The sequence below is a fragment of the Desulfosudis oleivorans Hxd3 genome, assembly GCF_000018405.1.
Classification (GTDB): Bacteria; Desulfobacterota; Desulfobacteria; order Desulfobacterales; family Desulfosudaceae; genus Desulfosudis; species Desulfosudis oleivorans.
This window is the reverse complement of record NC_009943.1, coordinates 3,657,324-3,682,045: the sequence shown is the minus strand read 5'-3', so window position 1 is coordinate 3,682,045 and position 24,722 is coordinate 3,657,324. Positions and strand designations below refer to the sequence as shown.

Sequence of the window (24,722 nt, the reverse complement as noted above, 5' to 3'; positions counted from 1 at the left end):
CAGTTTTCAGGATTGCCCCGGGCACAGGAATTAAGCCAGGGCGTTGGCCTGTTCTACCAGCAATGACTTGAACCGGTCAAGGGTTACCGGCGCGGCCTGCATGGGAATGCCCATCCAGTCGCAGTAGTCGAGAAACGCCTCCGGATTGTCCGTCATGTATTTGTCCATGAACCCGATGCCGTCCAGCACGATGGCGCCGCCGGTGTGCTTGGGAAAGTTCTCGTTGGCAATGCCCTTGTCCCATCCCTTGAACACCAGGTCCTTGAACTTCACCCACCCCGGCGTCATCCACCAGACATTTTCATCACCGGCCAGCTCCAGGGCGAGCTGTTTCCGGGTGGCCTCGTCGGCGATCATGTCCATGCAGTGGGTGGCGTTGACCCGGCCCACGCCCGGCCCCTGCTCTTCGATGATGTTGCTCATTTTGCGCAGGGGGTTATCCACGTTGACATAGCAGAATTTGCCGCCGTAGACCACGATCACCTTGTCTTTATGCTCCTTTGCCTTGTGAATTTTTTCCACCAGCTGGGTTTCAAGGGCCGGAATGTCCTGGTGAAGGCCCGGCGTGGTAAAGTAGATCGTGTCGGTGTTTAAAAACCCTTCGTCCCGCAGGGCGTTTAACTCCAGGCTCATGGTCCCGCAGGAGACAATGGCGATATCCTCAAATGAAACAGTTTCCATGGCAGCTTCCTTTATGTGTCGGCACCCGGCCGGAAAAGGCCGGGTGACGCTGGTTCGGTTGGTTTTACCGCAGTTTCTGAAGGGCCTGCTCGGCCGCCACGGTTATAAATTCAGCGCTGGGCTCGGAGGAGATGTCCGGGTTGCAGGCCGAGGTAAAAGTGGTCAGGTCGGCAACGGTTTTACCTCCCAGAATAAAGGCCGTGACCGTGTCAATGGCCCGGGCCGGGGCAATGTCGTGACTGACGATCTGACCGCCGATGAGTTTTTTTGTCTTTTTCTCAAACACCAGCTTGATGCGGCTCTCCTTTGCCCCTGGAATCATGGCATGCTTGCTTCGGGAATCCACCGAGGCGCAGACGGTTTCGATTCCTTCACGGGCCGCGGCCGACTCAGACAGACCGGTGGCGGTGATGGTCATGTCAAACATCTTGCATCCCCCGGCATCCACCACACCGGGAAAGGGCACATCCAGACCGGCCAGGCGTTTAGCCGCCACCCGGCCCTGCATCACCGCCGGTCCCCGAAGCTGGCCGGGGCAGGGGGCTTTGGTGATGAAGTTGATTTTTTCAACGCAGTCTCCGCCGGCCAGAATATCGGGGTTTGACGTCTCCTGAAACGGGTTGACCTTGATGCCGAACCGGCCCATTTCCAGGCCGACGGCCTGGGCCAGCTCGATGTTTGGCCTTACACCGACATTGATGAATACCATGTCCGCGTCCAGGGTTTTTCCCGATGCCAGGGCCACGCCCGTGACCTTTCCGTTTTCACCTGCCAGCTTTTCCACCTTTTCGCCGGTGAGCAGGTTTAGCCCTTTTTCCGTGAGGTAGGCCGTGACCATGTCTGCCATGTCTTTATCCAGCATCAGGGGCAGGGGCCGGTCGATGAGCTCCACAACGGAGATATCAAACTGTCCTGGCATGTGCTCGGCCAGCAGGGTGGCGGTCTCCATGCTGATAAACCCCGCACCCACAAAAACAATGTGGCGAGGTGTTTTTTCCGTCAGGAATGTCCGGATGCGTCTTGCGTCCTCAATGCCCCGCAGGGTCATCACCCCTTCCAGGTCTTTGCCTTCAATGGGCGGCACAAAGGACCGGGACCCGGTGGCCAGGTAGAGCTTGTCGTAGGGGACTGTGTTTCCCCCGGCCAGGGTCACCGTTTTGCCGGCGGCATCCACCTGGACCACTTCGTCCTGGAGCACTTTTATGCCGGCGTCTTCCAGTTTTTTATCCGGCACCACAATGGATGTATCGGCGGCCAGACCGGCCACCACGTGAGGAAGCGCTCAGCGAACAATGAAAAACGGCTCCTTGCGGATCACGGTGATGTCAATTTCCGGCATCAGTTTTTTCGACAGCATGGCGGCCGGCCCGCCGGAGCCGCTGCATCCTACAATAACCAGCTTTTCTCCTTTTTTCATGGTGTTCCTTTCTTTAATGTTTTTAATATGTCTAAACTGATCGGCGATCCTGTCAGCAGGGCCGCCGGCATTATATGAACCGATACATTCAGCCTGGTCTGTATCAGAGTGTCTGCAGAATCGTCTGTGTCAGCAGGGCCTCGGGTTGAAGGCCCACAAACCGTTGAATCTCTTTTCCGTCCTTGAAAAGAATAAGGGTGGGAATACTCTGAATGCCATATTCTTTTGCCGAGTCGATGTTGTCATCCACGTTGGCCTCGGCAACAAGGGCTTTCCCCTGAAGTTCCGCCGCGATCTTTTCAATAATCGGTGCCTGGGCCCGGCAGGGGGCACACCAGGCCGCGTTAAAATCGATCAGGGCAACGCCCTGTTGAATCGCCTCTTGAAACTGGTGCCGGTTGGCAATTTTGATCGTGGCCATATCATGGGTCTTCCGTTGAGAATTGAATTGTCAAAACCCGGGCCGGTGGTTGACCGGCCCGAGTGTCCGGTCAGTTGCCCAGGGTGGCGGCTACCTGCTCCTGGGCCAGGTGTTGCGTCCATTTTTCTCCCCACAGGTCGGGAGAGACCTCCATCACCGGGGTAATCGATTCCCAGCCGATTCCGATCTCGGTAAAGATCTTTTTCAGCTCCTTTTCGCTTTGGGCCATCCATACACAGTAGCGCAGACCCTTTGCCTGATTGTAGTAGGTTCGGATCCAGCTGGCGGATTCGTGGTTGGCCAGCTTTCGCCAGTTGGCCTGAACCGCTTCACACGTTACGCCGGGGTCGTTGTGGACAACCATGAATTTTGTTGCTTTTGCCATTTGCAGCCTCCTTTTGTTTCGTGGTGCTTGCTTGAAAACGGCATTATCACCAAATACCTGTCCACAGCCGTTACCTGTTCTAAAACAAGTTTTGTGCCAAAATACTTTTAGCCGGCCTTTTAAAATTAAATTAAAAGTAATTTGAAGCAGTTAAATAATTTCATCCAACCAGGCACCCGCCGTATCCTTTTTAAATTCTCTGTTGACTCCAGAAAAAAGCACTGTAAACTGTTAATGGTAACGTTACTTTGTGTTAAAGGTTAACGCTTAGCCCGGATATTTCACGAGTTGATTTGGCCTCAAATCGTTTATGACAGTTTGTATTTTCAAAAAACGCCTGAAAACAATTTCAACACACTGTGTCTTATATAAAAATTAACCAATGTCGAAAAATTTCATGAAAGGTCCGGGTTCGATGGGCATCAATACCAGCAACCGCACATCCATTACTCCTGAGTTTGCCGTGATGCTGTTTGACGCCATGGCGGAAGGGGTTTTTGCTTTGGATAAAAATGGCCGCATTCTTTCGTGGAATCCGGCCATGGAAAAAATCAGCGGATATCCGGCCGGCGAGGCTTTGGGCCAAAATTGCTCGCTTTTGAAATTTACCGAGTGCTTTGGCAAAACCTGCCCGGCCGGCATGAGCGAATGCGGCATTTTCAAGCACGGCCGGGTCAACTCAAAAGAGTGCCGGCTGCGGCACAAAGACGGCCGCCATGTGCCGGTGATGAAAAGCGCGCGGGTGGTTACCGACGACACCGGCGAGGTGATCGGTGTTGTCGAGACGGTTTCCGATCTTACCGAACTGCAAGAGGCCCGTCAGCAGCTGGCCGAGGCTGGCCGCAAGCTGGGAGAGATTCACCGGCTGGACAACATCATCGGCAAAAGCAACGCCATGAACAGGGTCTTTGCCGCGGTGGAGGCGGCCGCGGCCAGCGATGCCACGGTTTTGATCCAGGGGGAGAGCGGCACCGGCAAGGAGCTGGTGGCCGGCGCCATTCATCACAACAGCGCCCGTTCCCAGGGACCGATGATCACGGTGAACTGCAGCGCCCTGTCCGAATCCCTGCTGGAGAGCGAGCTTTTCGGCCATGCCAGGGGATCGTTCACCGGGGCCCATCGGGACAGAAAAGGCCGTTTTGAAGAGGCTGACGGCGGTACCGTGTTCCTCGACGAAATCGGTGAAATTAGCCCTTTCATCCAGGTCAAGCTGCTGCGGGTGCTTCAGGAAAGAACCGTGGAGCGGGTGGGCGAGTCCCAGAAACGGTTCGTGGACATTCGCATTCTTACCGCCACCAATAAAAACCTGCTGGCCCTTGTCAACAGCGGCGAATTCAGGCAGGACCTTTATTACCGGCTCAAGGTTTTTCCCGTCCAGGTGCCGCCGCTGAAGGATCGCAGGGAAGACATTCCCCTGCTGGTTGAGCACTTCATCACGATGGAGAACCGCAAAACCGCCAAGAACATTGCGGGCGTGACAGCCAACACCATGCGCCTGCTGATGGATTACAACTGGCCGGGCAATGTGCGGGAATTGGAAAACGCCATTGAGCACGCCTTTGTGCTGTGCTCGGAAAATGGGACTATCTCGCCTTTTGATCTGCCGGTGGAGATTCGCAAGGCCGATTATTATGCCGGTCATGGGGACGCCGGATTGCTTTCCGTTGTCTCGCCTCCCCGTCCCCTGACCCGCCACTCCCTGCTGGAGCTGCTGGCTGCCTGCAACTGGAACAAGGCCGAAGTTGCCAGAAGGGCCGGCGTGAGTCGCACCGCCATCTGGAAACAGATGAAAAAGTGGAATATTCCCCTTCAGCCGCCTGAAAAATGAGTTGCCGGTCCGGATATAGGGTAACGTTACGGTTAACGCATTGCCGGTTGTTCTCTATGTACTGGTCCGGTCCTGGCTCGAAAGGCCGTGTGGTCAATTTTATTGAATGCCGATGGTTTTAAATTTAATTTATTGAATTAAATATATTTTTTAAAAAGAGGGAAAGGGGCCGTTTGATTTCTGCCGGTGTGGCCGGATACTGGCAGGCAGGCGATAGCTCGGCATGCATCTTGCTGAACCTTTGGGCGAGGGTAATGCCATTCATACCTCCATGATTACCTTCTGTTTTGGCCGGCCCGCGATCTCGCTCAATCGCGGGCCGGTTTTTTTATTGTCCGCCCAAGGGCGAGGGCGCCCGGGCGGCAAAGAGGATGGCGTAAAGCAGCACGGCATAGCAGACCAGGGCCATAAGGGAGAATAGGGGAAAATAGATGCCCAGGGGCGCAAGTACCAGGGCCGTGATCCAGTGAAACACGATCAGGGGACGGGAGTGAAGGGCGATGGGAAAATCGTCGTAGCGGAAAATCACGGCCAGGCCGCAAAGGTTCCAGCCGTACAGGGAGGCAAAGGCGTGGAGTTTCAGCAGCCAGTGGTATTTTTCACTGGTGTAGCCTGAGCCCAGCTCGGCAAAGATGTAGGCGATGCCGGTGATGGCGGTGACCAGGAGAAATCCCATGCCCGACGTCAGAAAATGCTTCTGCTGGGCCACTTTTCCCAGCCGGTAATAGAGCACGGTGATCATGGCCACGGCCCCGAAAAGGATAAGGGTGACCCCTACCTGGCTGGGCAGGTTTTCAAAAATAATAAACAGAAAGAAGATGATCACCCCCAGGTTGACGGCCCAGAAACCGATTTCCTTGAGCATACGCAGGCCGGTGGTTTCAGGCCCGGTCATAAAGGAAAAGATCAACGACAGGGTGATCAGGGAGACCGGAAAGGAAAACCCCAGGAAAAAGACATCCAGCTGGAGCTTGGCAAAGGAGACAAGTTTCAGATATTCGTTGTTCACAATCACGGCCGCGGAAATGGCCAGTCCCAGGGAGAGGCATAGCAGGGCCGCCTGGTGAAATTTCTGGTCCACCGGCTCTGTTTTTTTGAAAAACCCCCAGGGAAAAAGGGAAAAGCGCTGAACGCGCACGCTTTCCACGATCAGGGCCAGCACCAGGGAGAGAACAACGGCCGGTATGTAGATCATTAAAAAGGCAAACACCGCGTAGGCCATGGCCAGTGCCATAAACAGACAAACCCGTGGAGAAAAGCGCCGCGGCTGTTCGGAAAAGAAGAGAATCACCGATCCGCCGGCGCAGAGGTTGAACAGAAACACGTGGAGCCGTTCAAAGGTATAGGGGCCGGCATCGGCAAACAGGTGAAGAAAGCCGAAGGCCAGGGCCGCAAGCATGAGAACAAAGAAGAACCATTTTAACCGGATGCTCATCTTAACGTGTCTTTCCCAGAATGTGGCGCAGTGCGCTTTCAAGATCGGGCCAGCCGAAACAGTAGCCGGATTCTGTCAGTTTTGACGGCGCCACCCGGGTGCTGGTGAGCAGCACGGTGGTACCCATTTCGCCAAAGGCAAGGTCAATGGCCGTTGCCGGCACCGGCATCAAGGCCGGACGGCAAAGCACCGTTGCCAGGGTCCGGGTAAATTCGGCGTTGGTGACCGGGGAAGGGGATACCACGTTGACCGGCCCGCTGACCGTCTCATTCATCAGCAGGTAAAAGATGGCGCCGATGGCGTCATCAATACCGATCCAGCTTAAATACTGGCGGCCGTTTCCCAGGCGGCCACCCATGCCGAGCTGAAAGGGCAGAAGCAGCCGCTGCAGGGCCCCGCCTTTTGGTGTAAGCACCACACCGATGCGCATGCGAACGGTGCGAATGCCGGCGTCCGTTGCCGGCTGGACCGAGGCTTCCCATATTTTGCACACCTTTGCCAGAAAATCGTTTCCCGGCCCGTCATTTTCCGTCAGCACGGCCTCTCCCCGTTCACCGTAAAATCCGGTGGCCGAGGCGCAGAGAAAAACCCCGGGCCTGGGGGAGAGCCGGGCCGCAGTTTCGGCCAGAAGACGGGTGCCCTGCTGCCGGCTGTCGATAATGGTTTTTTTCTTGGCGTCCGTCCACCGTCCGGTGCCCACATGCTCGCCGGCCAGGTGAATCACCGCGTCAATGGTATGGTTTTTCAAGGCATCAGTGTCAATGACATTGTCGGCCGGGTTCCAGAACACCTCGTTTTCGGCCGACGGTTTGCGGCGCACCAGCCTGACCACCCTGTGGCCACCGGTGGTGAGCAGGGGGATCAGGGCTGATGCCAGGACTCCGCTGGCCCCGGAGATCAGCACGGTCATGGGCCCCTTTTTGTTAAACCGCCGGTGCAGGGCCATGTCAAAGGCGGTGATCCGGTGACGCCAGGCAAAGATGCGGGCAAGTTTGTTCTCCACCAGGAGCTTGCCGGGAAAACGGGTAAGGGGATAAAGCGGCAGGCGATAATCAATGGTGTCGATGAGCCGGCATTGGTTTTCTCCGGCCGGCTCAAAGGCGTGGGTGTGACGCCAGAAGGCCATGGGCCCTTTGACCTGCTCGTCCACGAATTTTTGGTTTTCTTCATACACGGTATGCCGGGCGTGCCACCGGTAGGGCACCGGGCCGGCAAACATCTTCAGTACCACCCGGGCGCCGACAGTAATGCCGCCGGTGCGAAAGATCACCTCCAGGGGGTCCCAGGGCGGGCTGAGCCGTTCAATGGCGCCAGGCCGGGCATGCCATAAAAACAGAGTGCGCGCGTCGGCATCAATGATCGACTGCCGTGTGAAGGTGTCGGTGATCATGGCGGTCCTTTTATTAAACAGACGCAACGTAAAATGAAAATAAAAAAAGGCACCTCCCGTCGCAATGACGTCGGAAGGTGCCTTTTAAAAGTGCTTCCCGATAGGGTTACACGACGGTTACGTTTGCCGCAGCCGGGCCTTTTTTGCCGTCCACGATATCAAACGTGACGCGGTCACCCTCGTTGAGGGTTTTGAAACCCGAGGCGTTGATCGCTGAGTGATGTACGAACACATCCGGTCCGTTGTCCTGCTCGATGAAACCAAAGCCCTTGCTGTCGTTAAACCATTTAACAATTCCGTCTGCCATGAAACTTCCTCCTTACTGTTTTTATGATTCTCAACGTCGTGTACTGGAGGATACCTTTGTGACAAACGGGTACTTCCTTCAGACCGAACCGGTTCCATCGCCTAATGATGAAACCCATTGATTGTTGGTTACCATAAACCGGATTAAACATAAAAACAAGCAAATTCGTTGCGTTTTGAAAAAAAAATAAAAAAAGATTTACCCCGGATATTTCACGAGTTGATTTGACCGCAGATGCAAGGCGCGGGGCATGAAGCTGTAGTCAATCTACCGCGAATGTCCCGCAACACAGTCCCGCCGATGGCGGGATCAAGGCGACTCGCCCGAAGGGTGAAAGTTTTCGACATAAAATTGGAATAAAGTGCCTCACGTCGGTCATGGCAGTTTGTATTTTCAAAAAATGTCCAAAATCAATCACAACATACTGTAGCTTGATTAAAATTTATAAGTTCGGGAAAACTTCATGAAATATTCGGGTTACAGGGTGGAAGACCGGTTCGCCATGGCCTCGCAATCGCTCACGGTCCACGCAACCACGCATTGATCCGGACGTGTCACCGATGCCACATGGTGGTCAAAAAAAAACTGTTCGACAGACAGGTTGGCCCCGTTGAAGCGAACCACGAGCCGGGTGTCATTAACAACAGACACTACCCGGCAGCGGGAAAGATCGGCAATGCCGACACCCCTGCTTTTCAAGGCCGCCTCCTTGGCGGTCCAGCACCGGAAAAAAATAGTCCACCGGTCCCGGGAAAACAGGGCGGCTTCCGCCGGGGATACGGCCTTGGCAATCAGGGATTCGGAGCGGGGCAGAATCTTTTCCACATCAATGCCGATGGGGAATGTTGACACCACGCCGGCCACGTAATCGGGCTTGTGAGAGGCAGACCACCACACCCCCTTTTCAGCCACAGGCGCACCGCGGTCGTTTTTTTGGAAGGTCACAGGCACCGGCAGGCCGATTTTTTCAGCGGACAGGGTCACCGCATTTTTTGCCATTCGGCTCAGGGCCGCCGGTCGCCGGCCAAGGGGCAGGGATTTAAACGTCTCGGATACCGGACAGATGACGGGATACAGCGTGCTCATTTTTTGCATGTATCCGGTGGATCAATAATAATGCGTACATCGGCCACTGTGGCCCCCTTGCCCTGGTCATGGACGATCAGGGGGTTGATGTCCAGCTCCACGATTTCCGGGTTGTCCATCACCATGTCGGACAGGCAGACCAGAAGTTTCTGAAGCACGGCAATGTCGCTTTTGGGCTTTCCCCGAAAACCGTCGAGCATGGGAAACGACCGGATGCTTTTGATCATGCGCACCGCGTTGTTCCGGCCGATGGGGGCCAGGCGGAACACCACGTCCTTGAACAGCTCAACAAAAATGCCGCCCAGGCCGAACATGAGCAGGTGGCCGAACCCGGGATAGCGGTTAACGCCCAGGATCACCTCCTGGCCGGCCGGCGAGAATTTCTGGACCAGTACACCGCGGATATGGGCCTTCGGGTTGTAGGCCCGGGCCCCGGCCACGATTTCGTCAAAGGCGGCGTTCACTTCTTTGTCTGTTTTCAGCCCGACCCTGACGCCGTCGGCTTCAGACTTGTGAATGATCTGGGGCGAGACAATTTTCATGACCACCGGATATCCCATCTCCTTTGCAATGGCCACGGCCTGTTCCGGGGTTTCGGCCAGTTTTGTGGGCAGCACGGAAAAGCCGTAGCAGGACAGCACTTCGTTGCCTTCCAGTTCACCGAGATAGGTCTGGCCCTCTTGTCGGCAGGTCTCAAAGATCTGTCTGGCCCGTTTCTTGTCGTGCGAAAAGGTAAACTGGGCCAGGTACTGGCGATGAACCCACTGCTCGGACCGGTAAAGGGCGGCAATGGCCTTGGCCGCGTTTTCCGGAAACCGGTAGACCGGAATGTGGTTTTCCTGCAGGTGGCGCACCCCCTCGGATACGTCGATCACGCCCATGAAGGCGCATACCACCGGCTTGGGGGTACGCCGGGCGATTTTTGAAATTACCCGGGCCACCTTGATGGCGTTGGTCATGGACTGGGGGGTCAGAATCACCAGGGCACTGTCGGTGTTTTCGTCCCGGATCACCGCGTCCAAGGCCGCCTGGTATCGCTCCGGGTCAGCGTCGCCGATCACGTCCACCGGGTTGTGAATATTGGCCGTGGGCGGCAGGTGGCTGGCCAGGGATTCAATGGTTTCCGGAGAAAACCGGGCCAGTTCCAGGCCGCTGACCTCGGTCATGTCCGTGGCCACAATGCCCGGACCCCCGGCATTGGTGACAATGGCGATGCGTTTGCCCATGGGAAATTTTTTGGTGGCAAAGGCCCCGGCATAATCGAAGAGCTCATTGACAGAATCGACCCGGATGATGCCGGTTTCAGCGAAGATGGCGTCATACACACCCTCGGAACCGGCAATGGATCCGGTGTGGGAGGAGGCGGCCGCGGCCCCGGCCCCGGTCCGGCCCGACTTGATGGCCAGAATGGGGGTGGGGTTTTTGCAGGAAGTGATTTTACGCACCGCGTCGACAAACTCCTGGCCGCCACGCTTGAGCTCCTCGATATACATCATGATTACATCGGTGGCCGGGTCCTTGTGAAGGTAGGTCAGAAGGTCCAGTTCATCCACGTCTGCTTTGTTGCCCGTGGAGATGAATTTTGAAAAACCCACCCCCATGTCCGAGGCAAAGTCCAGCACCGCGGTGCAGAGCGCCCCGCTCTGGGAGATAAAAGAGATGTTGCCCTGGCTCGGCATGCGGCGGGAAAAGCTGGCGTTCAGCCGCACCTTGCTGTTGGGATTGATCACACCCAGGCAGTTGGGCCCCACCACCCGGATGCCCGCCTTCCGGCACAGGGCGGCCACACTCTCTTCGATCTGCTTGCCTTCCCCGCCCACTTCACGGAAACCCGCGGAAACGATCACTACGCCTTTTACCTTTTTTTCGATGCAGTCGTGGATGGCGGCCAGTGTGGCTTTGGGCGGCAGGATGATCATGGCCAGGTCCACCGCGTCCGGCACCTCCAGCAGGCTGGGGTAGGCCTTGACGCAGAGAATGGAATCGGCTTTGGGATTGACGGGGTAAAGGGTGCCGTTGAACCGGCCCCGCAGGATGTTTTCAAACAGATCGTGCCCCACCTTGCCCGGGGTGGTGGATGCCCCCAGCACGGCCACGGACTTGGGGGAAAAAATGGCATCCAGTTGGTTCATGGTCTTCTCCTGCAAAATGGGGTTATGCCTTAAAATAGTCGATGATGGCCCGGGTCAGGCCTTCTATCGTATAAGCGTCCGCGGTGACATGAACCGCAAAGCCCTCGTCTTTCGCGGTTTCCGTGGTGATGGGGCCGATGGAAGCCACCGCCACATTCTTTATCAGCCGGTCTGCCGTGGACTTGTCCTTTGGCAGCAGGGCCTTGAAGTTTTTAACCGTAGAGGAGCTGGTAAAGGTGACCATGTCGACGGCCCCGCTCTCCAGAGCTTCTGTAAGGGTTTTGGCCGCGGAATCGTCCTGCCGTGTCACATAGGCTGCCACCTCGTCCACCCGTGCCCCCATCTTCGTCAGTTCTTCGGGAAGAATGGGCCGGGCCTCGGCGGCCCTGGGCAGCAGTACGCTTTTGCCTTTCACGTCCTGCCGGGTAAATGCCTCCACCACCGATTCGGCCCGAAAGCTTTCCGGCACGATATCGCTTTTTACGCCGAAATCCAGAAGCCGCTGTTCCGTGGCCGGTCCGATGACCGCGGTTTTAAGATGCCCCAGGCGTCGCACATCTCCACCTTTTTCAAACAGCCGGGCAAAGAAACGGTCCACCCCGTTGACGCTGGTAAAGACCAGCCAGTCATAGGCGGCCAGGTTGTCGATGGCCGTGTCCAGAGGTGCGGTATCGTCGGGCGGGGCCACTCGAATGGTGGGACACTCAATACAGGCCGCGCCCAGGCGCGAAAGCGCCGCGATAAAATCACTGGCCTGGGCCCGGGCTCGGGTCACCACAATGGTCTTTCCCAGAAGGGGCCGGGAGGCTTCAAACCAGGCAATGGTCTCTCTCAGGTTCACCACCCCGCCGATGACAATGATGCACGGGGCCTGAAGCCCGGCGGCCTTTACCCTGTCCACGATGGTGTCAAGGGTGCCGGTCACGGTCTGCTGCATGGGCGTGGTGCCCCATCGTACCAGGGCCGCGGGTGTGGTTCCCGGCCGGCCGTGTTCCATCAACCGGTCCACGATAAAAGAGAGGTTCTTTACCCCCATCAGGAACACCAGGGTGCCGCCGGTCTCGGCCAGGGCCTGCCAGTGAATGGTGGACTGTTCCTTGGTGGGATCTTCATGGCCGGTGATAAAGGAAACCGACGTGGTATGCTCCCGGTGGGTCAGGGGAATACCGGCATAGGCCGGGGCCGCGATGGCCGAGGTCACGCCGGGCACGATTTCAAAGGGAATGTTGCGGGCGGCCAGGATTTCCGCCTCTTCACCGCCGCGACCGAATATAAAGGGGTCCCCGCCCTTGAGCCGGGTCACCACCAGCCCCTGTTCCGCCTTCTCCACTATCAGATCGTTGATCTTGTTCTGGGAAAGGGTATGGTCCCCGCCTTTTTTTCCCACGTAGATGACTTCGGCGTTTTCCGACCGGTGGTGCAGGAGCTGGTCGGCGGCCAGGTAGTCGTAGACCACCACATCGGCCATGCGAATGCACTCGAGTCCGCGAAGGGTTATCAGTGCCGGATCACCGGGGCCCGCCCCCACCAGGTAAACTTTTCCTTTCATGCTATGCGCCATCCTGTCCTGTTCTGTTAATGTGTCTAAATGGGGTCTCTTAAAACGGGGGTTTCGCCCCACTCAAGAGCTTGAATCTTACTTTCAAGCGTTTTCCAGAACCCGCTTTGCAACCGGTTGCCCCAGGTTCTCGGCCGGCCGGGCGTCCCGGCCGGCGGCATGATCATTTGCAGCTTGCGCAGGAAGAAGAGGTGCATCCCGCGCAGGCCGAGCTGCCGGCCGCGCTTTTGGTCACCAGGCCGGACCTGTCTTTTGTCTGAAACCCGCAGGCCGACATCACCCGGTGAATTTTTTTCGCGCCGCAGATCTCGCAGGTTTTGGGCGCTTTTCCGCCCATCACAAGGGTTTCAAAACACTTTCCGCAGGCGTCGCACTGATACTCGTAAATCGGCATCTGTCCTTTTCCTTTTTATCCAAAGCGAAATCGAATTTAATGTACGATGAATTTTTAAAAAATTATTCTCTTTCTTTCCTTTATCTGTGTACTTTTCTTTGGCGCAAAGAAAAGTACCAAAAGAAACATGCCCTGCAGCTTGGCCTTCGGCTTCCCTCGCGCAAACGCTTTTTTCGGCGCGGGCAGGAACTCGCCCGCCTGCGGCGGGGCTCAAACAGCCTGCCCGCTGTTTCCGAAAAAATCGTTTGCGTTCGGCTGCGCTGCAACGGGCGGAATCAGCTTTATGCCCGGTTACCGTACACCCTGAACGGACAAAGAAAATACATTCTCAAGGCTTTTCAGCAATCCTTTGTATGGCCATCGGAGCCGTTTGCCGCCGCTGCCAGGGCGGCAAAAATTTCCTTTATAACAGAAATTTCGGATTGCGCAACGGTGCGCAGGTCCATGATAAACCGGTCCTGCTCGATCCGGCCGATCAGGGGCGGATTCCCGGCGCGCAAGAGGTTTTCCAGCCGGTTGGCTGAAATCCCCTCCACGGACACCGCCACGCCGCTGCTGGGAATTTCAAGAAACGGCAGGGAGCCGCCCCCGGCCTTTGACACCAGGGGTACCTGCTCAACGGCCAGGCGGGTACCATCCAGGTTTTTCAGTTCATCGGCCAGGGCCGCGGCCTTCTGTTCCACCACCGCCAACGGCTCGGTCAGCATGCGCAGGGTGGGTATGTTTCTGATGGCCGCGGGTTTGTCCCGGTAGGCCCGCAGCGTCATTTCAAGGGCCGCCAGGGTCAGCTTGTCGATGCGCAGGGCACGGGTAATCGGATTGGCGCGTATGGCGGCCACGGCCTCATTTTTGCCCACGATCATGCCGGCCTGGGGCCCGCCCAGCAGCTTGTCTCCGCTGAAGGTGACCACGTCCGCGCCGGTGGCAACAATCTCGGGCACCGTGGGCTCGTGGGGAAAGCCGAACTCCTTAAAATCGATCAGGGTGCCGCTGCCCAGGTCGTGCATCACCGGAATGTTGCGGTGCCGGCCCAGCTCCACCAGGCCCGCAAGGTCGACTTCGGCGGTAAATCCAACCATGCCGTAGTTGCTGGTGTGGACCTTGAGCAGCAGGCCGGTTTTTTCCGAAACGGCATTCTCGTAATCTTTCAGGTGGGTCCGGTTGGTGGTGCCCACCTCTTTTAAGATGGCGCCGCTTTTTCGAATCACGTCGGGAATGCGAAACGACCCGCCGATCTCCACCAGCTCGCCCCGGGAGACAATCACCTCCCGGTCCCTGGCAAAGGTCTCCACGGCCAGCAGCACGGCCCCGGCATTGTTGTTTACCGCCATGGCGGCCGGTGCCCCGGTCAGTCGGCACAGCAGGTCTTCGATGGCGGCGTACCGAATGCCCCGCTCGCCTTTTGAAAGGTCAAATTCAAGGTTGGAATAACCCGAGGCCACAGCCACCAGGTGGTCGATGGCCTCTCTGGACAGCGGGGACCGGCCCAGGTTGGTGTGAATCACCACGCCCGTGGCATTGATCACCGGTTTTAAATTGGGCGCCATGGCGGTCCGGGCCGCCTGAGCGGCCCGCATCACAACGGCGTCGATGGCCAGCTCGGTTTCGGCAAGCCCTTTTTTTGCCGAAAGAATGGCCTGCCGCAGGCCGGCCACGGTTGACCGGGCCGCATCGGTGAGTACCGACACAGGAACGGTCTCAAGCCCGGCTGCTCCGGTCAGTTGTTCCACAAGCCGGTCCACGCCGGGCAGCAGTCGCAGCTGGCGCTGCCGGTCCTTGTCCTGCGGGGGGTCCTGATGGTCATTCTGCTTCATGGATGATACGGCTGCCTCTTATTAGGAAGATTCCACGGTTTTCAGTTTATTTAATAATGGGTCATCCTATCATAAACGATGAAAAAGAAAAGAGTTTCAGAAGGTGGCCAGGCCCGTCGCCCCATGGCCTGGAGCTGGCGTGTTTCCATCCATAAACAGCCTTTTTTTGCGATCTCTGCGTTAAACCGCGGGCTTCTTTTTGCGATGTACAACGGCACACCCCAATGTAAGACCTTATTTTTTATAGTTTTTTGAAAAAAATTAGCATTTTACGGATTGGAAACGGTTTTTATGCCCTCACAAAAGAGTGCTGGGCACTGGCTTACCATGTCGGAACACAGGGGGGCAAAGCCCAAAAAAAGTTTGTTACATCTTGCTTTCATTAAAATTGGATGATAGGGTCACAATTTATTTTTATTCCAGACAGGTCAGGCTGGATTCGGGTTTCGATGGTATCAAGTGCAAAGTTTTTATAAACAGGCGGAAGGACACAGCTTTTTAAACAACATGGATTGAATGGAAAAAGGTAACGAAGGAGGAACTATGGCTTACGATGCAACAAAAATGGCCGACTGGCAGATTTCCGAGGAAGCGGAAAAGAACATGCCCATGCCCGAAGAGTGGTGTGAGAAGCTGGGACTTGAAAAGGAAGAGATGCTGGCCATGGGCCGGCTGTCCAAGCTGGACTTTCTGAAGATCATCAAACGGCTGGAAGCCAAACCCGACGGCAAGTACATTGAGGTGACTGCCATCACCCCGACCCCGCTGGGAGAGGGCAAAAGCACCACCTCCCTGGGCCTGATGGAAGGCCTGGGCGCCCGGGGCAAAAGTGTGGGCGGTGCTCTGCGCCAGCCCTCCGGCGGCCCCACCATGAACGTCAAGGGCACGGCGGCCGGCGGCGGCAACTCCCTGCTGATTCCCATGACCGAGTTCTCCCTGGGACTGACCGGCGACATCAACGACATCATGAACGCCCACAACCTGGGCATGGTGGCCATGACCGCCCGCATGCAGCACGAGCGCAATTACAACGACGAGCAGCTTCAGCGCCTCACCGGCATGCGCCGCCTGGACATCGATCCCACCCGCGTTGAGATGGGCTGGATCATTGACTTCTGTGCCCAGGCCCTGCGCAACATCGTCATCGGCCTCGGCGGCCGCACCGACGGCTACACCATGCAGTCCAAGTTCGGCATTGCCGTGGGCTCCGAGCTCATGGCCATCCTGGCCGTGGCCACCGACCTGGCCGACCTGAAGGAGCGCATCAACAACATCACCGTGGCCTTTGACAAGTCCGGCAAACCGGTCACCTGCCGTGACCTGGAAGTGGGCAACGCCATGGCCGCCTTCATGCGCAACACCATCAACCCCACCCTCATGAGCACCGCCGAGTACCAGCCCTGCCTGGTGCATGCGGGTCCCTTTGCCAACATCGCCGTGGGCCAGAGCTCCATCATTGCCGACCGCGTGGGCCTCAAGCTGTGGGACTACCATGTCACGGAGTCCGGGTTTGCCGCTGACATCGGTTTTGAAAAATTCTGGAACGTCAAGTGCCGTTTCTCCGGCCTCAAGCCCCATGTGTCGGTTCTGACCGCAACCATCCGCGCACTGAAGATGCACGGCGGCGGCCCCAAGGTCGTGGCCGGCAAGGCCCTGGACGACGCCTACACCAAGGAGAATCTGGCCCTGGTGGAAAAGGGTGTCGAGAACATGGTCCACATGATCGGCGTGATCCGTAAATCCGGCATTAACCCGGTGGTCTGTGTCAACCGCTTCTACACCGACACCGATGCTGAAGTCGCTATCGTTAAGAAAGCGGCCGAGGCGGCCGGCGCCCGCTGCGCCGAGTCCAAGCACTGGGAAAAAGGCGGCGAAGGCGCTTTGGAATTTGCCGATGCCGTTATTGATGCCTGTGAAGAAGGCAATGACTTTGACTTCCTGTATCCGCTGGAGATGAAACTGCGCGACCGTGTTGATAAGATCGCCAGGGAAGTGTACGGCGCCGACGGCGTTGATTGGTCTCCGGAAGCCACGGCCAAGGCCGAAATGCTGGAGAACGATCCCAAGTACGCCGACTTTGCCACCATGATGGTCAAGACCCACCTCTCCCTCACCCACGACCCGGTCAAGAAGGGTGTGCCCAAGGGGTGGCGGCTGCCCATCCGCGACGTGCTGATTTACTCGGGCGCCAAGTTCCTGTGCCCCTGCGCAGGCACCATCAGCCTGATGCCGGGTACCGGTTCCAACCCGGCTTTCCGTCGCATCGACGTTGACCCGGCCACCGGCAAGGTCTCCGGCCTGTTCTAGGCGGTTGATCCCTTCCGATGCAAACCAGCAGGGTCCGGGTTTCCCGGACCCTGCTTTTTTTCGCGCCAGAGAAAAGTGCGCAGAAAAACAGGACAAGAAAAAAATTTTTGGGGAGTACGGAAGCACGTCGATTCGATCCCGATCCCGAGAGCAATTGCGATTTGGATAAACGAAGGTATCGCTGCCCTGCCATGTTTAACCCGTCTGGGGCAAAAGAGAGTTGAAAAAGCCATGAAATGCCTGTTGATCAATCCGTTTTATCCCATCTCCGAAACCCCATCTCCGCCCCTGGGCCTGGCCTACCTGGCAGCCGAGCTGGAGCGGGCCGGAGAGGAGGTGCTGCTTGTCGATTTTGTCGTGTTTCCCTACAGCCGGGCGGCAATCGAAGAGACCGTGAAAACCTTTGCCCCCGATTTTGTGGGCATTACCGCGGTCACCATGACCTTTGATCATGCCGCCGAAATCGTGCGGGACCTTCGGGCTGTCGCCCCCAAACTGCTCATCGTCATGGGCGGGCCCCATGTTTCCATGTGCGCCCGCGAGACCCTTGACGCCCTGCCCGAGCTGGACATGGTGGTGGTGGGTGAGGGCGATGACACCGTGGTACGCATCGCCGAAGAATTGGCCGGCGACCGGCGGTGGGAGACCATTGACGGCATCGTCTACAGGGATAAAACCGGCATTTGTTCCACGCCGGTGCGGGAATATGCCGTTGACGTAAAGGCCCTGCCCCTGCCGGCCCGTCACCTGGTGCCCCTGGGCCGGTACAGAGCCCTGAACATGCCGGTGAGCATGACCACCAGCCGGGGCTGTCCTTTTAAATGTATCTTCTGCGTGGGCCGGAAAATGGTGGGCGCAAAGGTGCGGTACCGGGACCCGGTGTCGGTGGTAGATGAGATGGAATACCTCAAAAGCCTGAGTTTTTCCCAGGTTAACATTGCCGATGATCTGTTTACCGCAAGCCGGCCCCACTGCTTCGGCGTGTGTGACGAGATACTGAGGCGGGGCATGAACATTCAGTGGTCCTCCTTTGCCCGGGTGGACCTGGTCAGTTACGATCTGCTCAAAAAAATGAGAGAGGCCGGGTGCGTGGCCGTGAGCTTCGGCGTGGAGACCGCCAACCCGGAGATTCTGAAAACCATTAAAAAAGGGATTACCCTGGAGCAGGTGGAGGCCGCGGTAAAGGCCTGCGCCGATGCCGGGGTGCTGCCCCATGTGTCATTCATCCTGGGTCTGCCCGGTGAAACGCCGGACACCATTGAAGAGACCCGTACCTTTGGTGAAAAGATCAAGGCCATGGGCGCCTCCTACGGATTTCACCTGCTGGCCCCGTTTCCCGGCACCGAAATTCGGGACCGGGCCGCCGAGCTCGGCATTCGCATTCTGACCGATGACTGGCGGGACTATCATGCCAATAAAGCCATTGTGGAAACCGAAAAGGCGAACGCGGCCATGATGGACCGTGTGGCCGGTCAATGGAAGGACGAATTTGACGAATACCTGGGCGATGTGAAAAGAAAGATGGATGAAAACATCGCCACCGAGGAGGAGGCCTGGCAGCTCATCAGCCTGGAAAACACCGTGATCAACTATGACCTGATGATGAAGTCCTCCCTGGAGACAAAAGGGACCTGGTCCGTGGAGAGTGCCGGTGCCGATACCGACGCCCTGCTGACGGACCTGGCCGGCCGGGTGTGCGACGATACCGACTATGGCGTCGCCAGGGTAACCCAGGCACTGAAATGGGCCATGGATAAGGGCAGCCTGGCATGCGCCGTTGAAAACGGCCGCGTCACCTGGGGCTGGAAGGACTATCTTTGAGTCTTCCCCCGCGTACTTTTCTTTAAAAGAAAAGTACCAAAAGAATCGCCCCGGTAGCTTGGCCTTCGGCTTCCCTCACTCAAATAATTTTTCGGCGCGAAAATGAACTCGCCCGCTTTCGCGGTACTCAAACAGCATTTTCGCTTTTTCCGAAAAATCATTTTCGTTTCGGCTGCGCTACAACGGGGCAGAGGCCGAGGGTCTTTGGTAATCACCGCAACCAGATCAAGAGTGGACCAGATGGTACGCATTCCCTTAGACCTTTCAAAACACTGTATTCAGACCGAAACAAAGCGGGTCTACAACCGGCTGCTGTCGACCTGTCTGAAGCCGGGAACCAGCCCGGACCCCATGATGGAACAGCAACTGGAGCTGCTGCAACAGGCCCTGGAAACATGGGATTTTGCCGCGCTTCGGGCCGCTTATCCGGAACTGGCCGGGGGCAGGGAAGCTAACGTGGTACTGGCAGCGGATGGCAACGGCGTATTGCGGATTTTTCTCAACGGCCACCCCCTGCCGGTTTGAGAGTGTTTGACATTTACAGGGAATCGGCAGTATTGTGGCCTTGTCCGTCAGGATCGCCTTTTTTACGGCTGAATGCTTCCAAAAAACCCCTATGCCATGGAGGCGCCAATGGACATGGCAATGGTTCGCAACATTCTTCTGTGGTCCACCCTCATCAACTATGGCTTTCTGCTGTGGTGGTTTCTTTTTTTCATGTTTACCCACGACTGGATGTACCGGTTTCACGGTCGATGGTTCCAACTGTCGGTTCAGCAGTTTGATGCCATCCACTACGGGGCCATGGCGCTTTACAAGATCAATATCCTTGTTTTCAACCTGGTGCCCCTGATTGTTTTGTATCTTGTGGGATGATGTACGAGACGGCCATAGCCGGGCAGAAGTTTGAGTTTGCCCGTATTGATTGTAATCCCCGGTAAACCGGGGTTTTGAAAAAACCAATTAAACCTGTCAACAGAAAAGGAGGATCACATGCCGGAGTTTGGATCACCATTTTCAGGACTGAAGAACAATCGCAAGCTGACCCATGCCGAACTGGTGAGGGCCATTCGTTTCATGGTGGCCGCCGAATATGAGGCCATTCAGCTTTACATGCAGCTGGCTGAATCCACGGACAACAAAATGGCCATTGAGGTGTTAAAGGACATCGCCGATGAGGAGCGGGTGCACGCGGGCGAGTTTCTGCGGCTGCTGCACGAGCTGGATCCGGATGAGGCGGCTTTTTACGCCGAAGGGGCCGAGGAGGTGGAAGAAGAAATCGCAAAGATGAAGAAAAAGAAGCCAAAGGCAAAAAAGAAAAAGGGTTCCTGATCGGCCTTGAATAAACCTGCCGGCGCCGGCCCTGCTGCTCCGTCTGTTTCCCGCCCTATGGCTTTGATCTTGACTATTTGGGGCGATCCATCTACATTAATGGCTGGTAAAAAAACAACCGCGGCATCGCATTTGATTGAAAACGGCGGAATTCATGTTCGTACTGGCAAATTTTCTGATGGCAGTGGCCAGGGTACTCGACATCGTGTTGACCCTTTATATGTATGTGATCATTGCACAGGCGGTCCTTTCCTGGGTCAGCCCGGATCCCTACAACCCCATTGTCCGATTTATTCACAACCTCACCGAACCGGTGCTGTACCGGGTTCGCAGGCTCCTGCCCACGGTGTTCGGAGGATTTGATTTTTCACCCATTGTGGTGATTCTGGGAATTGTTTTTCTGCAGGCCTTTGTAGTCAACAGCCTGTTTATGATGGCCCAGCGCATGGGATAGAGACCATCACGTCTGGATGGAAATAACTTAATAGATTCCGGCAGGCATTTATGCCGGCCCGTCGGAGGCGGTCATGGCAAAAATTGATGCATTTTTCAGGCTGATGCACGAGCAGGGCGCGTCAGACCTTCACCTGCTCAGCGGTTTGCAGCCCGCTCTCAGGGTTCGGGGCGATATCGAGCGGGTCAAGTACAAAGTCCTGGAAAACGACGACCTTCGGGCCATGCTTTACGAGATCGCCCCTGAAGAAAAGGTCAAGGTGTTTGAAGAGACCGGGGACGTGGACTTCGGTTACGAGATTCAGGGCCTGGCCCGGTACCGCGTCAATTTTTTCATGCAGAGAAACGGCGTGGGCGCCGTGTTCCGGGAGATTCCCAGCACCATTCTCAATGCCGAGCAGCTGGGCCTGCCGCCGGTGGTGCCCAGGCTGGCCTCCCTTCCCCGGGGGCTGGTGCTGCTGACCGGCCCTACCGGCAGCGGTAAGTCCACCACCCTGGCCGCCATCGTGGACGAGGCCAACCGGACCCGGAAAGATAACATCATCACCGTTGAAGACCCCATTGAGTTTGTTCACGAAAGCAAGAGCTGCATCGTGAGCCACCGGGAGGTGGGCATTCACACCAAGTCCTTTTCCGCGGCCCTTCGCGGTGCCCTTCGCGAGGACCCGGACATCATTCTGGTGGGCGAAATGCGGGACCTGGAAACCATCTCCCTGGCCATTGAGGCGTCGGCCACCGGTCACCTGGTGTTCGGCACCCTGCATACCACCAGCGCGGCCAAGACCGTGGATCGTATCATTGAGGTGTTTCCGGCCGAACAGCAGGCCCAGATTCGCTCCACCCTGGCCGACGGCATTCGGGCGGTCATCTCCCAGGTGCTGTTCAAGCGCATCGACAAGATCGGCCGGTGCGTGGCTCCGGAGATTCTCATCGCCACCCCGGCGGTGCGCAACCTGATCCGTGAGTCCAAGACCCACCAGCTGCCCTCCATGATGCAGACCGGTAAAAAATACGGCATGCAGCTTCTGGATGACGCCATCATGATGCTGTATCACAGGGGGTGGATCAGCGCGGAAGAGGCATACAACAAGGCCAACGACAAGTCCCAGTTCAGGGGCTTTCTCAAGAGCACGCCCAAGGATTTTACAGAGGCATGATCTGACCCGGGGAGACCGTCATGCAGAGAGCGGAAGTCGACCATATTTTAACAAGGCTGCTGGACTCGTACGAAAATGTGTCCGACATCAACCTCACCGTGGGCAAACCGTTCCAGGTGGAGAGCTCCGGCGAGCTGATCGCCGTGGACATCGGCGACGGCTACAGGCCGCTGACCCCTTTCCAGACAGAGTCCTTTGCCCTGACCCTGATAGAAGGCGACCGGCGACTCAACGAAATGCTGCTCCACTACGGCTCCTGCGACCTCTCCTACGCGCTGCCCGGCAAGGCCCGTTTCCGCGTAAACGTGTTTTCCCAGTCCGGGCAGTACTCCATCGTGCTGCGGCGCCTGGAGTCCACCATTCCCACCATTGAAAGCCTGGAATTGCCGCCCATCTTCCAGGAGATGTCAAAAGAGCTCAACGGCATCATTTTCTTTACCGGCGCCACCGGTACCGGTAAATCGACCTCCCTTGCCGCCATCCTTGAAGAGATCAACGAGAAACGGTCCGTGCATGTGGTGACCCTGGAAGACCCGGTGGAGTACATGCATCCCCATAAAAAGGCCACCTTCAACCAGCGGGAGCTGGGCACCGATTTTGACACCTTCATCAACGGCCTGCGGGCCGCCCTGCGCCAGGCCCCCAAGGTCATTCTGGTGGGCGAAATGCGGGATAAGGAGTCCATCGAGATCGGCCTGCGGGCCGCCGAGACCGGCCATCTGGTGCTTACCACCCTGCACACGGTGGATGCCGGCCAGACCATCAACCGTATTCTGGGCATGTTCGACGTGGACGAGGAGCAGCAGATTCGTATTCGACTGGCCGAGACCCTGCGGTGGGTGGTGTGCCAGCGGCTGCTGCCCAAGGTGGGCGGGGGCCGGGTGGCAGCCTTTGAGATTCTGGGTACCAACCTGCGGGTCAAGGACACCATTTTGAACGGCGAGGGCGAAGGCCGCACCTTTTACGAAATTATCAAGCAGAACGAGGCGTTTGGTTATGCCACCTTTGATGACTACATCATCAATCTATACTCAGAGGGGCTTATCACCGAGGATGTGGCCAAGGGCTACGCCTCACGCCGGGGCGTTGTGGGCCGGGGTATTGACCAGGTGAAAAGCTCCAGGGGCGAGGCCACCACCGAGATTGAACACCTGGAAATTGACCGCAAGTACGGCAAAGCATAAGGGAGCGCCGGATGGAGATACAGTGTGATCAGTGCGGCGGCAAGTTCAAGATCGCCGATGAAAAAGTGCCCGTGGGAAAGACAGTGTCGCTGAGCTGCCCCACCTGCAAGAACCGGCTTTCCATCACCGCGCCTGACCCGAACGCGCCGCCGCCGGAGGAAAAAGCATCGGCCGGGGCCTTCGGCTTCACGGAAATGACCGATGACAGCAGCAGTTATGATGCATCGGACAAGCCCTTTGACTTTATCGAGGAGGAGGGGGAAACCGCCCTGATCTGCGAAACCGATACCCAGATCAAGGAGCCGATCAAGAAGGTGCTCAGTTTCATGGAGTACCATATCTCGGACGCCACGGACATTCGGGACGCGCTGAAAAAGATGCGCTACCACCTGTTTGACATTATCGTGATCAACGAGACCTTTGGCGCGCGCAACCCGGACGCCAACAACCTGCTGATCTACCTTGAACGCCTGAAAATGAAGGTACGCCGGGAGATTTTCGTGGTGATGCTCTCCAAACGGTTTAAAACCATGGACCACATGACTGAGTTCAAGAAAAGCGTGAACATGATCGTCAATGTCAATGACGCCAAACATTTTGAGAAAATTTTAAACCGGGGCCTGTCCGAATACCACCAGTTTTATCATATCTACAAGGAGATGGTGCGTAACATCAGCACGATATGAGACCCCCGCCTTCGTCACAGTATACCTGCAAAGCCTACCGGGAGGAGATGCTGCTGCTCATGCTGGAGCGGCGGCTCTGCCAGCCCGGCCTGCCGGAAACCGAAAAAGCCGCCATTCAGCAGGAAATCGACGCGCTGAAAATAAAGATGAAAATGGATTGATGTACTTTTCTTGGCGGCAAGAAAAGTACCAAAAGAATCACGCCGCAGGCGTGACTGCGCTGCAACGGGCGGGATTGCCTACGAATGCCATGTCCAGAGTATGCTGACCCTGGAATTTGCGACCTGTCATTTTAAGCTGGCTGATCGTTTTTCGTCATCGACGGCCTTTTTATTCCGTCATTGCCCGGCTTGACCGGGCAATCCAGAATAAAATTGATTCCATACCACATGCCCCCAAAACATTTTACCTTTACCCCCCTCACACCATCGTAATCTTCCCCACCGGCAGGCTGTTCGCCGGCACCCCGGGCTTTTCTTCTGCCGGATACCCCACCGCCACAATGGCCTCCACGGTCAGATTGTCGGGCAGCCCCAGGACAGACCGGACATAGCCTTCCGCCGTGGTGTCATCGTCATGGTCCCGTTTGCGGACCTGGCACCAACAGCTTCCCAGTCCCAGGCCGTGGGCGGTCAGGTGGGCCACCAGCGCGGCAATGGAGCAGTCTTCCACCCACACGTCGGATTGGTCCGGCTCCCCGCACACCACAATACCCAGGTGGGCGGTTTTTAAAAAGCTTGCGCCATGGGGTTTACACCGGGACAGGGCCTCAAGCGTGCCGGGTGACTGGACAAAATAAAACCGCCAGGGCCGGATTTCCCGGGACGAAGGGGACCGCAGCAGGGCCTCTTTTAAAATCTCAATTTTCTCCGGTTCAATGGGCCGGTCCGTATAGGCCCGAATGCTGCGCCGGGTCCGAAGCAGGTCGATCATG

Annotated in this window: 25 protein-coding genes; 11 read left to right on the top strand and 14 right to left on the bottom strand. The window is 56.9% G+C overall.

Features of this window, described 5'->3' with window-relative positions; translation table 11 throughout:
* Positions 1 to 30 precede the first annotated feature (30 nt).
* The 5 genes from DOLE_RS15815 to DOLE_RS15800 all read right to left on the bottom strand — a co-directional run bounded on the left by DOLE_RS15815 (position 31) and on the right by DOLE_RS15800 (position 2,904).
* Positions 31 to 681: a DUF1638 domain-containing protein gene (locus tag DOLE_RS15815; protein ID WP_012176486.1), complete on the bottom strand. Its 651-nt coding sequence runs from the start codon at positions 679 to 681 to the stop codon at positions 31 to 33.
* A 64-nt stretch (positions 682 to 745) separates the two neighbouring features.
* Positions 746 to 1,951 carry an FAD-dependent oxidoreductase gene (locus DOLE_RS15810; RefSeq protein ID WP_012176485.1) on the bottom strand — a complete coding sequence of 402 codons (1,206 nt, stop codon included), beginning with the start codon at positions 1,949 to 1,951 and terminating at the stop codon, positions 746 to 748.
* A gap of 12 nt (positions 1,952 to 1,963) precedes the next feature.
* Entirely contained in the window at positions 1,964 to 2,098 is a 135-nt protein-coding gene (locus DOLE_RS18700; RefSeq protein WP_269719150.1) for a hypothetical protein, read from the bottom strand.
* 103 nt (positions 2,099 to 2,201) lie between these two features.
* Positions 2,202 to 2,519, bottom strand: a complete 318-nt coding sequence (gene trxA / locus DOLE_RS15805) for a thioredoxin (protein ID WP_012176484.1) — start codon at positions 2,517 to 2,519, stop codon at positions 2,202 to 2,204.
* Positions 2,520 to 2,589: 70 nt separating this feature from the next.
* Complete coding sequence (locus DOLE_RS15800) at positions 2,590 to 2,904, bottom strand: DUF4242 domain-containing protein (protein ID WP_012176483.1); 315 nt, start codon at positions 2,902 to 2,904, stop codon at positions 2,590 to 2,592.
* Positions 2,905 to 3,301: 397 nt separating this feature from the next.
* On the opposite strand from DOLE_RS15800, the gene DOLE_RS15795 reads away from it, so the two are divergent.
* On the top strand, positions 3,302 to 4,732 hold the full coding sequence (locus DOLE_RS15795; RefSeq protein WP_332306751.1) for a sigma-54 interaction domain-containing protein: 1,431 nt from the start codon (positions 3,302 to 3,304) through the stop codon (positions 4,730 to 4,732).
* Between the two features lie 328 nt (positions 4,733 to 5,060).
* Here DOLE_RS15795 and DOLE_RS15790 read toward each other — a convergent pair whose 3' ends face one another.
* From DOLE_RS15790 to selA, 8 genes are all read right to left on the bottom strand, one after another.
* On the bottom strand, positions 5,061 to 6,167 hold the full coding sequence (locus DOLE_RS15790) for a hypothetical protein (protein WP_012176481.1): 1,107 nt from the start codon (positions 6,165 to 6,167) through the stop codon (positions 5,061 to 5,063).
* Position 6,168: 1 nt separating this feature from the next.
* Positions 6,169 to 7,557 (bottom strand): TIGR01777 family oxidoreductase, encoded by a 1,389-nt coding sequence (locus tag DOLE_RS15785; protein WP_012176480.1) that lies wholly within the window; start codon positions 7,555 to 7,557, stop codon positions 6,169 to 6,171.
* Positions 7,558 to 7,663: 106 nt separating this feature from the next.
* Entirely contained in the window at positions 7,664 to 7,864 is a 201-nt protein-coding gene (locus DOLE_RS15780; RefSeq protein ID WP_012176479.1) for a cold-shock protein, read from the bottom strand.
* A gap of 477 nt (positions 7,865 to 8,341) precedes the next feature.
* Positions 8,342 to 8,950, bottom strand: coding sequence for a 4'-phosphopantetheinyl transferase family protein (locus DOLE_RS15775; RefSeq protein ID WP_012176478.1), 609 nt, complete (start codon positions 8,948 to 8,950; stop codon positions 8,342 to 8,344).
* Positions 8,947 to 11,082, bottom strand: coding sequence for an acetate--CoA ligase alpha subunit (acs, locus tag DOLE_RS15770; RefSeq protein WP_012176477.1), 2,136 nt, complete (start codon positions 11,080 to 11,082; stop codon positions 8,947 to 8,949). Before acs ends, DOLE_RS15775 begins: the two co-directional genes overlap by 4 nt.
* Positions 11,083 to 11,104: 22 nt before the next feature.
* On the bottom strand, positions 11,105 to 12,631 hold the full coding sequence (gene cobA, locus DOLE_RS15765; protein ID WP_153304462.1) for a uroporphyrinogen-III C-methyltransferase: 1,527 nt from the start codon (positions 12,629 to 12,631) through the stop codon (positions 11,105 to 11,107).
* 172 nt (positions 12,632 to 12,803) lie between these two features.
* Complete coding sequence (locus DOLE_RS15760) at positions 12,804 to 13,034, bottom strand: FmdB family zinc ribbon protein (protein ID WP_012176475.1); 231 nt, start codon at positions 13,032 to 13,034, stop codon at positions 12,804 to 12,806.
* Positions 13,035 to 13,372: 338 nt separating this feature from the next.
* Entirely contained in the window at positions 13,373 to 14,848 is a 1,476-nt protein-coding gene (gene selA, locus DOLE_RS15755) for an L-seryl-tRNA(Sec) selenium transferase (protein WP_012176474.1), read from the bottom strand.
* 543 nt (positions 14,849 to 15,391) lie between these two features.
* On the opposite strand from selA, the gene DOLE_RS15750 reads away from it, so the two are divergent.
* From DOLE_RS15750 to DOLE_RS18340, 10 genes are all read left to right on the top strand, one after another.
* The gene (locus tag DOLE_RS15750) at positions 15,392 to 17,155 is read left to right on the top strand and encodes a formate--tetrahydrofolate ligase (protein WP_012176473.1); all 1,764 of its coding nucleotides are present in this window, start codon (positions 15,392 to 15,394) and stop codon (positions 17,153 to 17,155) included.
* A gap of 231 nt (positions 17,156 to 17,386) precedes the next feature.
* A complete protein-coding gene (locus DOLE_RS15745; RefSeq protein WP_012176472.1) occupies positions 17,387 to 18,976 on the top strand; it encodes a B12-binding domain-containing radical SAM protein in 1,590 nt (529 codons plus the stop codon).
* Between the two features lie 240 nt (positions 18,977 to 19,216).
* The gene (locus DOLE_RS15740; RefSeq protein ID WP_041280640.1) at positions 19,217 to 19,501 is read left to right on the top strand and encodes a hypothetical protein; all 285 of its coding nucleotides are present in this window, start codon (positions 19,217 to 19,219) and stop codon (positions 19,499 to 19,501) included.
* Between the two features lie 108 nt (positions 19,502 to 19,609).
* Positions 19,610 to 19,852 carry a DUF6868 family protein gene (locus DOLE_RS15735; protein WP_041281289.1) on the top strand — a complete coding sequence of 81 codons (243 nt, stop codon included), beginning with the start codon at positions 19,610 to 19,612 and terminating at the stop codon, positions 19,850 to 19,852.
* Between the two features lie 117 nt (positions 19,853 to 19,969).
* Positions 19,970 to 20,308 carry a ferritin family protein gene (locus DOLE_RS15730; protein ID WP_012176469.1) on the top strand — a complete coding sequence of 113 codons (339 nt, stop codon included), beginning with the start codon at positions 19,970 to 19,972 and terminating at the stop codon, positions 20,306 to 20,308.
* A gap of 154 nt (positions 20,309 to 20,462) precedes the next feature.
* Complete coding sequence (locus DOLE_RS15725; protein WP_012176468.1) at positions 20,463 to 20,762, top strand: YggT family protein; 300 nt, start codon at positions 20,463 to 20,465, stop codon at positions 20,760 to 20,762.
* Positions 20,763 to 20,835: 73 nt separating this feature from the next.
* A complete protein-coding gene (locus DOLE_RS15720; RefSeq protein WP_012176467.1) occupies positions 20,836 to 21,918 on the top strand; it encodes a type IV pilus twitching motility protein PilT in 1,083 nt (360 codons plus the stop codon).
* A gap of 20 nt (positions 21,919 to 21,938) precedes the next feature.
* On the top strand, positions 21,939 to 23,102 hold the full coding sequence (locus tag DOLE_RS15715; protein WP_012176466.1) for a type IV pilus twitching motility protein PilT: 1,164 nt from the start codon (positions 21,939 to 21,941) through the stop codon (positions 23,100 to 23,102).
* Positions 23,103 to 23,113: 11 nt separating this feature from the next.
* Positions 23,114 to 23,788: a zinc-ribbon domain-containing protein gene (locus tag DOLE_RS15710; RefSeq protein ID WP_012176465.1), complete on the top strand. Its 675-nt coding sequence runs from the start codon at positions 23,114 to 23,116 to the stop codon at positions 23,786 to 23,788.
* Positions 23,785 to 23,949: a hypothetical protein gene (locus DOLE_RS18340; RefSeq protein WP_012176464.1), complete on the top strand. Its 165-nt coding sequence runs from the start codon at positions 23,785 to 23,787 to the stop codon at positions 23,947 to 23,949. The genes DOLE_RS15710 and DOLE_RS18340 overlap by 4 nt, the downstream gene beginning before the upstream one ends.
* Positions 23,950 to 24,208: 259 nt before the next feature.
* Here the strand turns inward: DOLE_RS18340 and DOLE_RS15705 are convergent, their stop codons facing one another.
* Positions 24,209 to 24,721: a nitroreductase family protein gene (locus tag DOLE_RS15705; protein ID WP_012176463.1), complete on the bottom strand. Its 513-nt coding sequence runs from the start codon at positions 24,719 to 24,721 to the stop codon at positions 24,209 to 24,211.
* Position 24,722 lies beyond the last annotated feature (1 nt).

Bases quoted from the DNA above. Each gene is read 5' to 3' on its own strand.
- DOLE_RS15815 (WP_012176486.1), bottom strand. From the start codon at position 681: ATGGAAACTGTTTCATTTGAGGATATCGCCATTGTCTCCTGCGGGACC.
- DOLE_RS18700 (WP_269719150.1), bottom strand. From the start codon at position 2,098: ATGAAAAAAGGAGAAAAGCTGGTTATTGTAGGATGCAGCGGCTCCGGC.
- trxA (WP_012176484.1), bottom strand. From the start codon at position 2,519: ATGGCCACGATCAAAATTGCCAACCGGCACCAGTTTCAAGAGGCGATT.
- DOLE_RS15800 (WP_012176483.1), bottom strand. From the start codon at position 2,904: ATGGCAAAAGCAACAAAATTCATGGTTGTCCACAACGACCCCGGCGTA.
- DOLE_RS15795 (WP_332306751.1), top strand. From the start codon at position 3,302: ATGAAAGGTCCGGGTTCGATGGGCATCAATACCAGCAACCGCACATCC.
- DOLE_RS15790 (WP_012176481.1), bottom strand. From the start codon at position 6,167: ATGAGCATCCGGTTAAAATGGTTCTTCTTTGTTCTCATGCTTGCGGCC.
- DOLE_RS15785 (WP_012176480.1), bottom strand. From the start codon at position 7,557: ATGATCACCGACACCTTCACACGGCAGTCGATCATTGATGCCGACGCG.
- DOLE_RS15780 (WP_012176479.1), bottom strand. From the start codon at position 7,864: ATGGCAGACGGAATTGTTAAATGGTTTAACGACAGCAAGGGCTTTGGT.
- DOLE_RS15775 (WP_012176478.1), bottom strand. From the start codon at position 8,950: ATGAGCACGCTGTATCCCGTCATCTGTCCGGTATCCGAGACGTTTAAA.
- acs (WP_012176477.1), bottom strand. From the start codon at position 11,082: ATGAACCAACTGGATGCCATTTTTTCCCCCAAGTCCGTGGCCGTGCTG.
- cobA (WP_153304462.1), bottom strand. From the start codon at position 12,631: ATGAAAGGAAAAGTTTACCTGGTGGGGGCGGGCCCCGGTGATCCGGCA.
- DOLE_RS15760 (WP_012176475.1), bottom strand. From the start codon at position 13,034: ATGCCGATTTACGAGTATCAGTGCGACGCCTGCGGAAAGTGTTTTGAA.
- selA (WP_012176474.1), bottom strand. From the start codon at position 14,848: ATGAAGCAGAATGACCATCAGGACCCCCCGCAGGACAAGGACCGGCAG.
- DOLE_RS15750 (WP_012176473.1), top strand. From the start codon at position 15,392: ATGGCTTACGATGCAACAAAAATGGCCGACTGGCAGATTTCCGAGGAA.
- DOLE_RS15745 (WP_012176472.1), top strand. From the start codon at position 17,387: ATGAAATGCCTGTTGATCAATCCGTTTTATCCCATCTCCGAAACCCCA.
- DOLE_RS15740 (WP_041280640.1), top strand. From the start codon at position 19,217: ATGGTACGCATTCCCTTAGACCTTTCAAAACACTGTATTCAGACCGAA.
- DOLE_RS15735 (WP_041281289.1), top strand. From the start codon at position 19,610: ATGGACATGGCAATGGTTCGCAACATTCTTCTGTGGTCCACCCTCATC.
- DOLE_RS15730 (WP_012176469.1), top strand. From the start codon at position 19,970: ATGCCGGAGTTTGGATCACCATTTTCAGGACTGAAGAACAATCGCAAG.
- DOLE_RS15725 (WP_012176468.1), top strand. From the start codon at position 20,463: ATGTTCGTACTGGCAAATTTTCTGATGGCAGTGGCCAGGGTACTCGAC.
- DOLE_RS15720 (WP_012176467.1), top strand. From the start codon at position 20,836: ATGGCAAAAATTGATGCATTTTTCAGGCTGATGCACGAGCAGGGCGCG.
- DOLE_RS15715 (WP_012176466.1), top strand. From the start codon at position 21,939: ATGCAGAGAGCGGAAGTCGACCATATTTTAACAAGGCTGCTGGACTCG.
- DOLE_RS15710 (WP_012176465.1), top strand. From the start codon at position 23,114: ATGGAGATACAGTGTGATCAGTGCGGCGGCAAGTTCAAGATCGCCGAT.
- DOLE_RS18340 (WP_012176464.1), top strand. From the start codon at position 23,785: ATGAGACCCCCGCCTTCGTCACAGTATACCTGCAAAGCCTACCGGGAG.
- DOLE_RS15705 (WP_012176463.1), bottom strand. From the start codon at position 24,721: ATGATCGACCTGCTTCGGACCCGGCGCAGCATTCGGGCCTATACGGAC.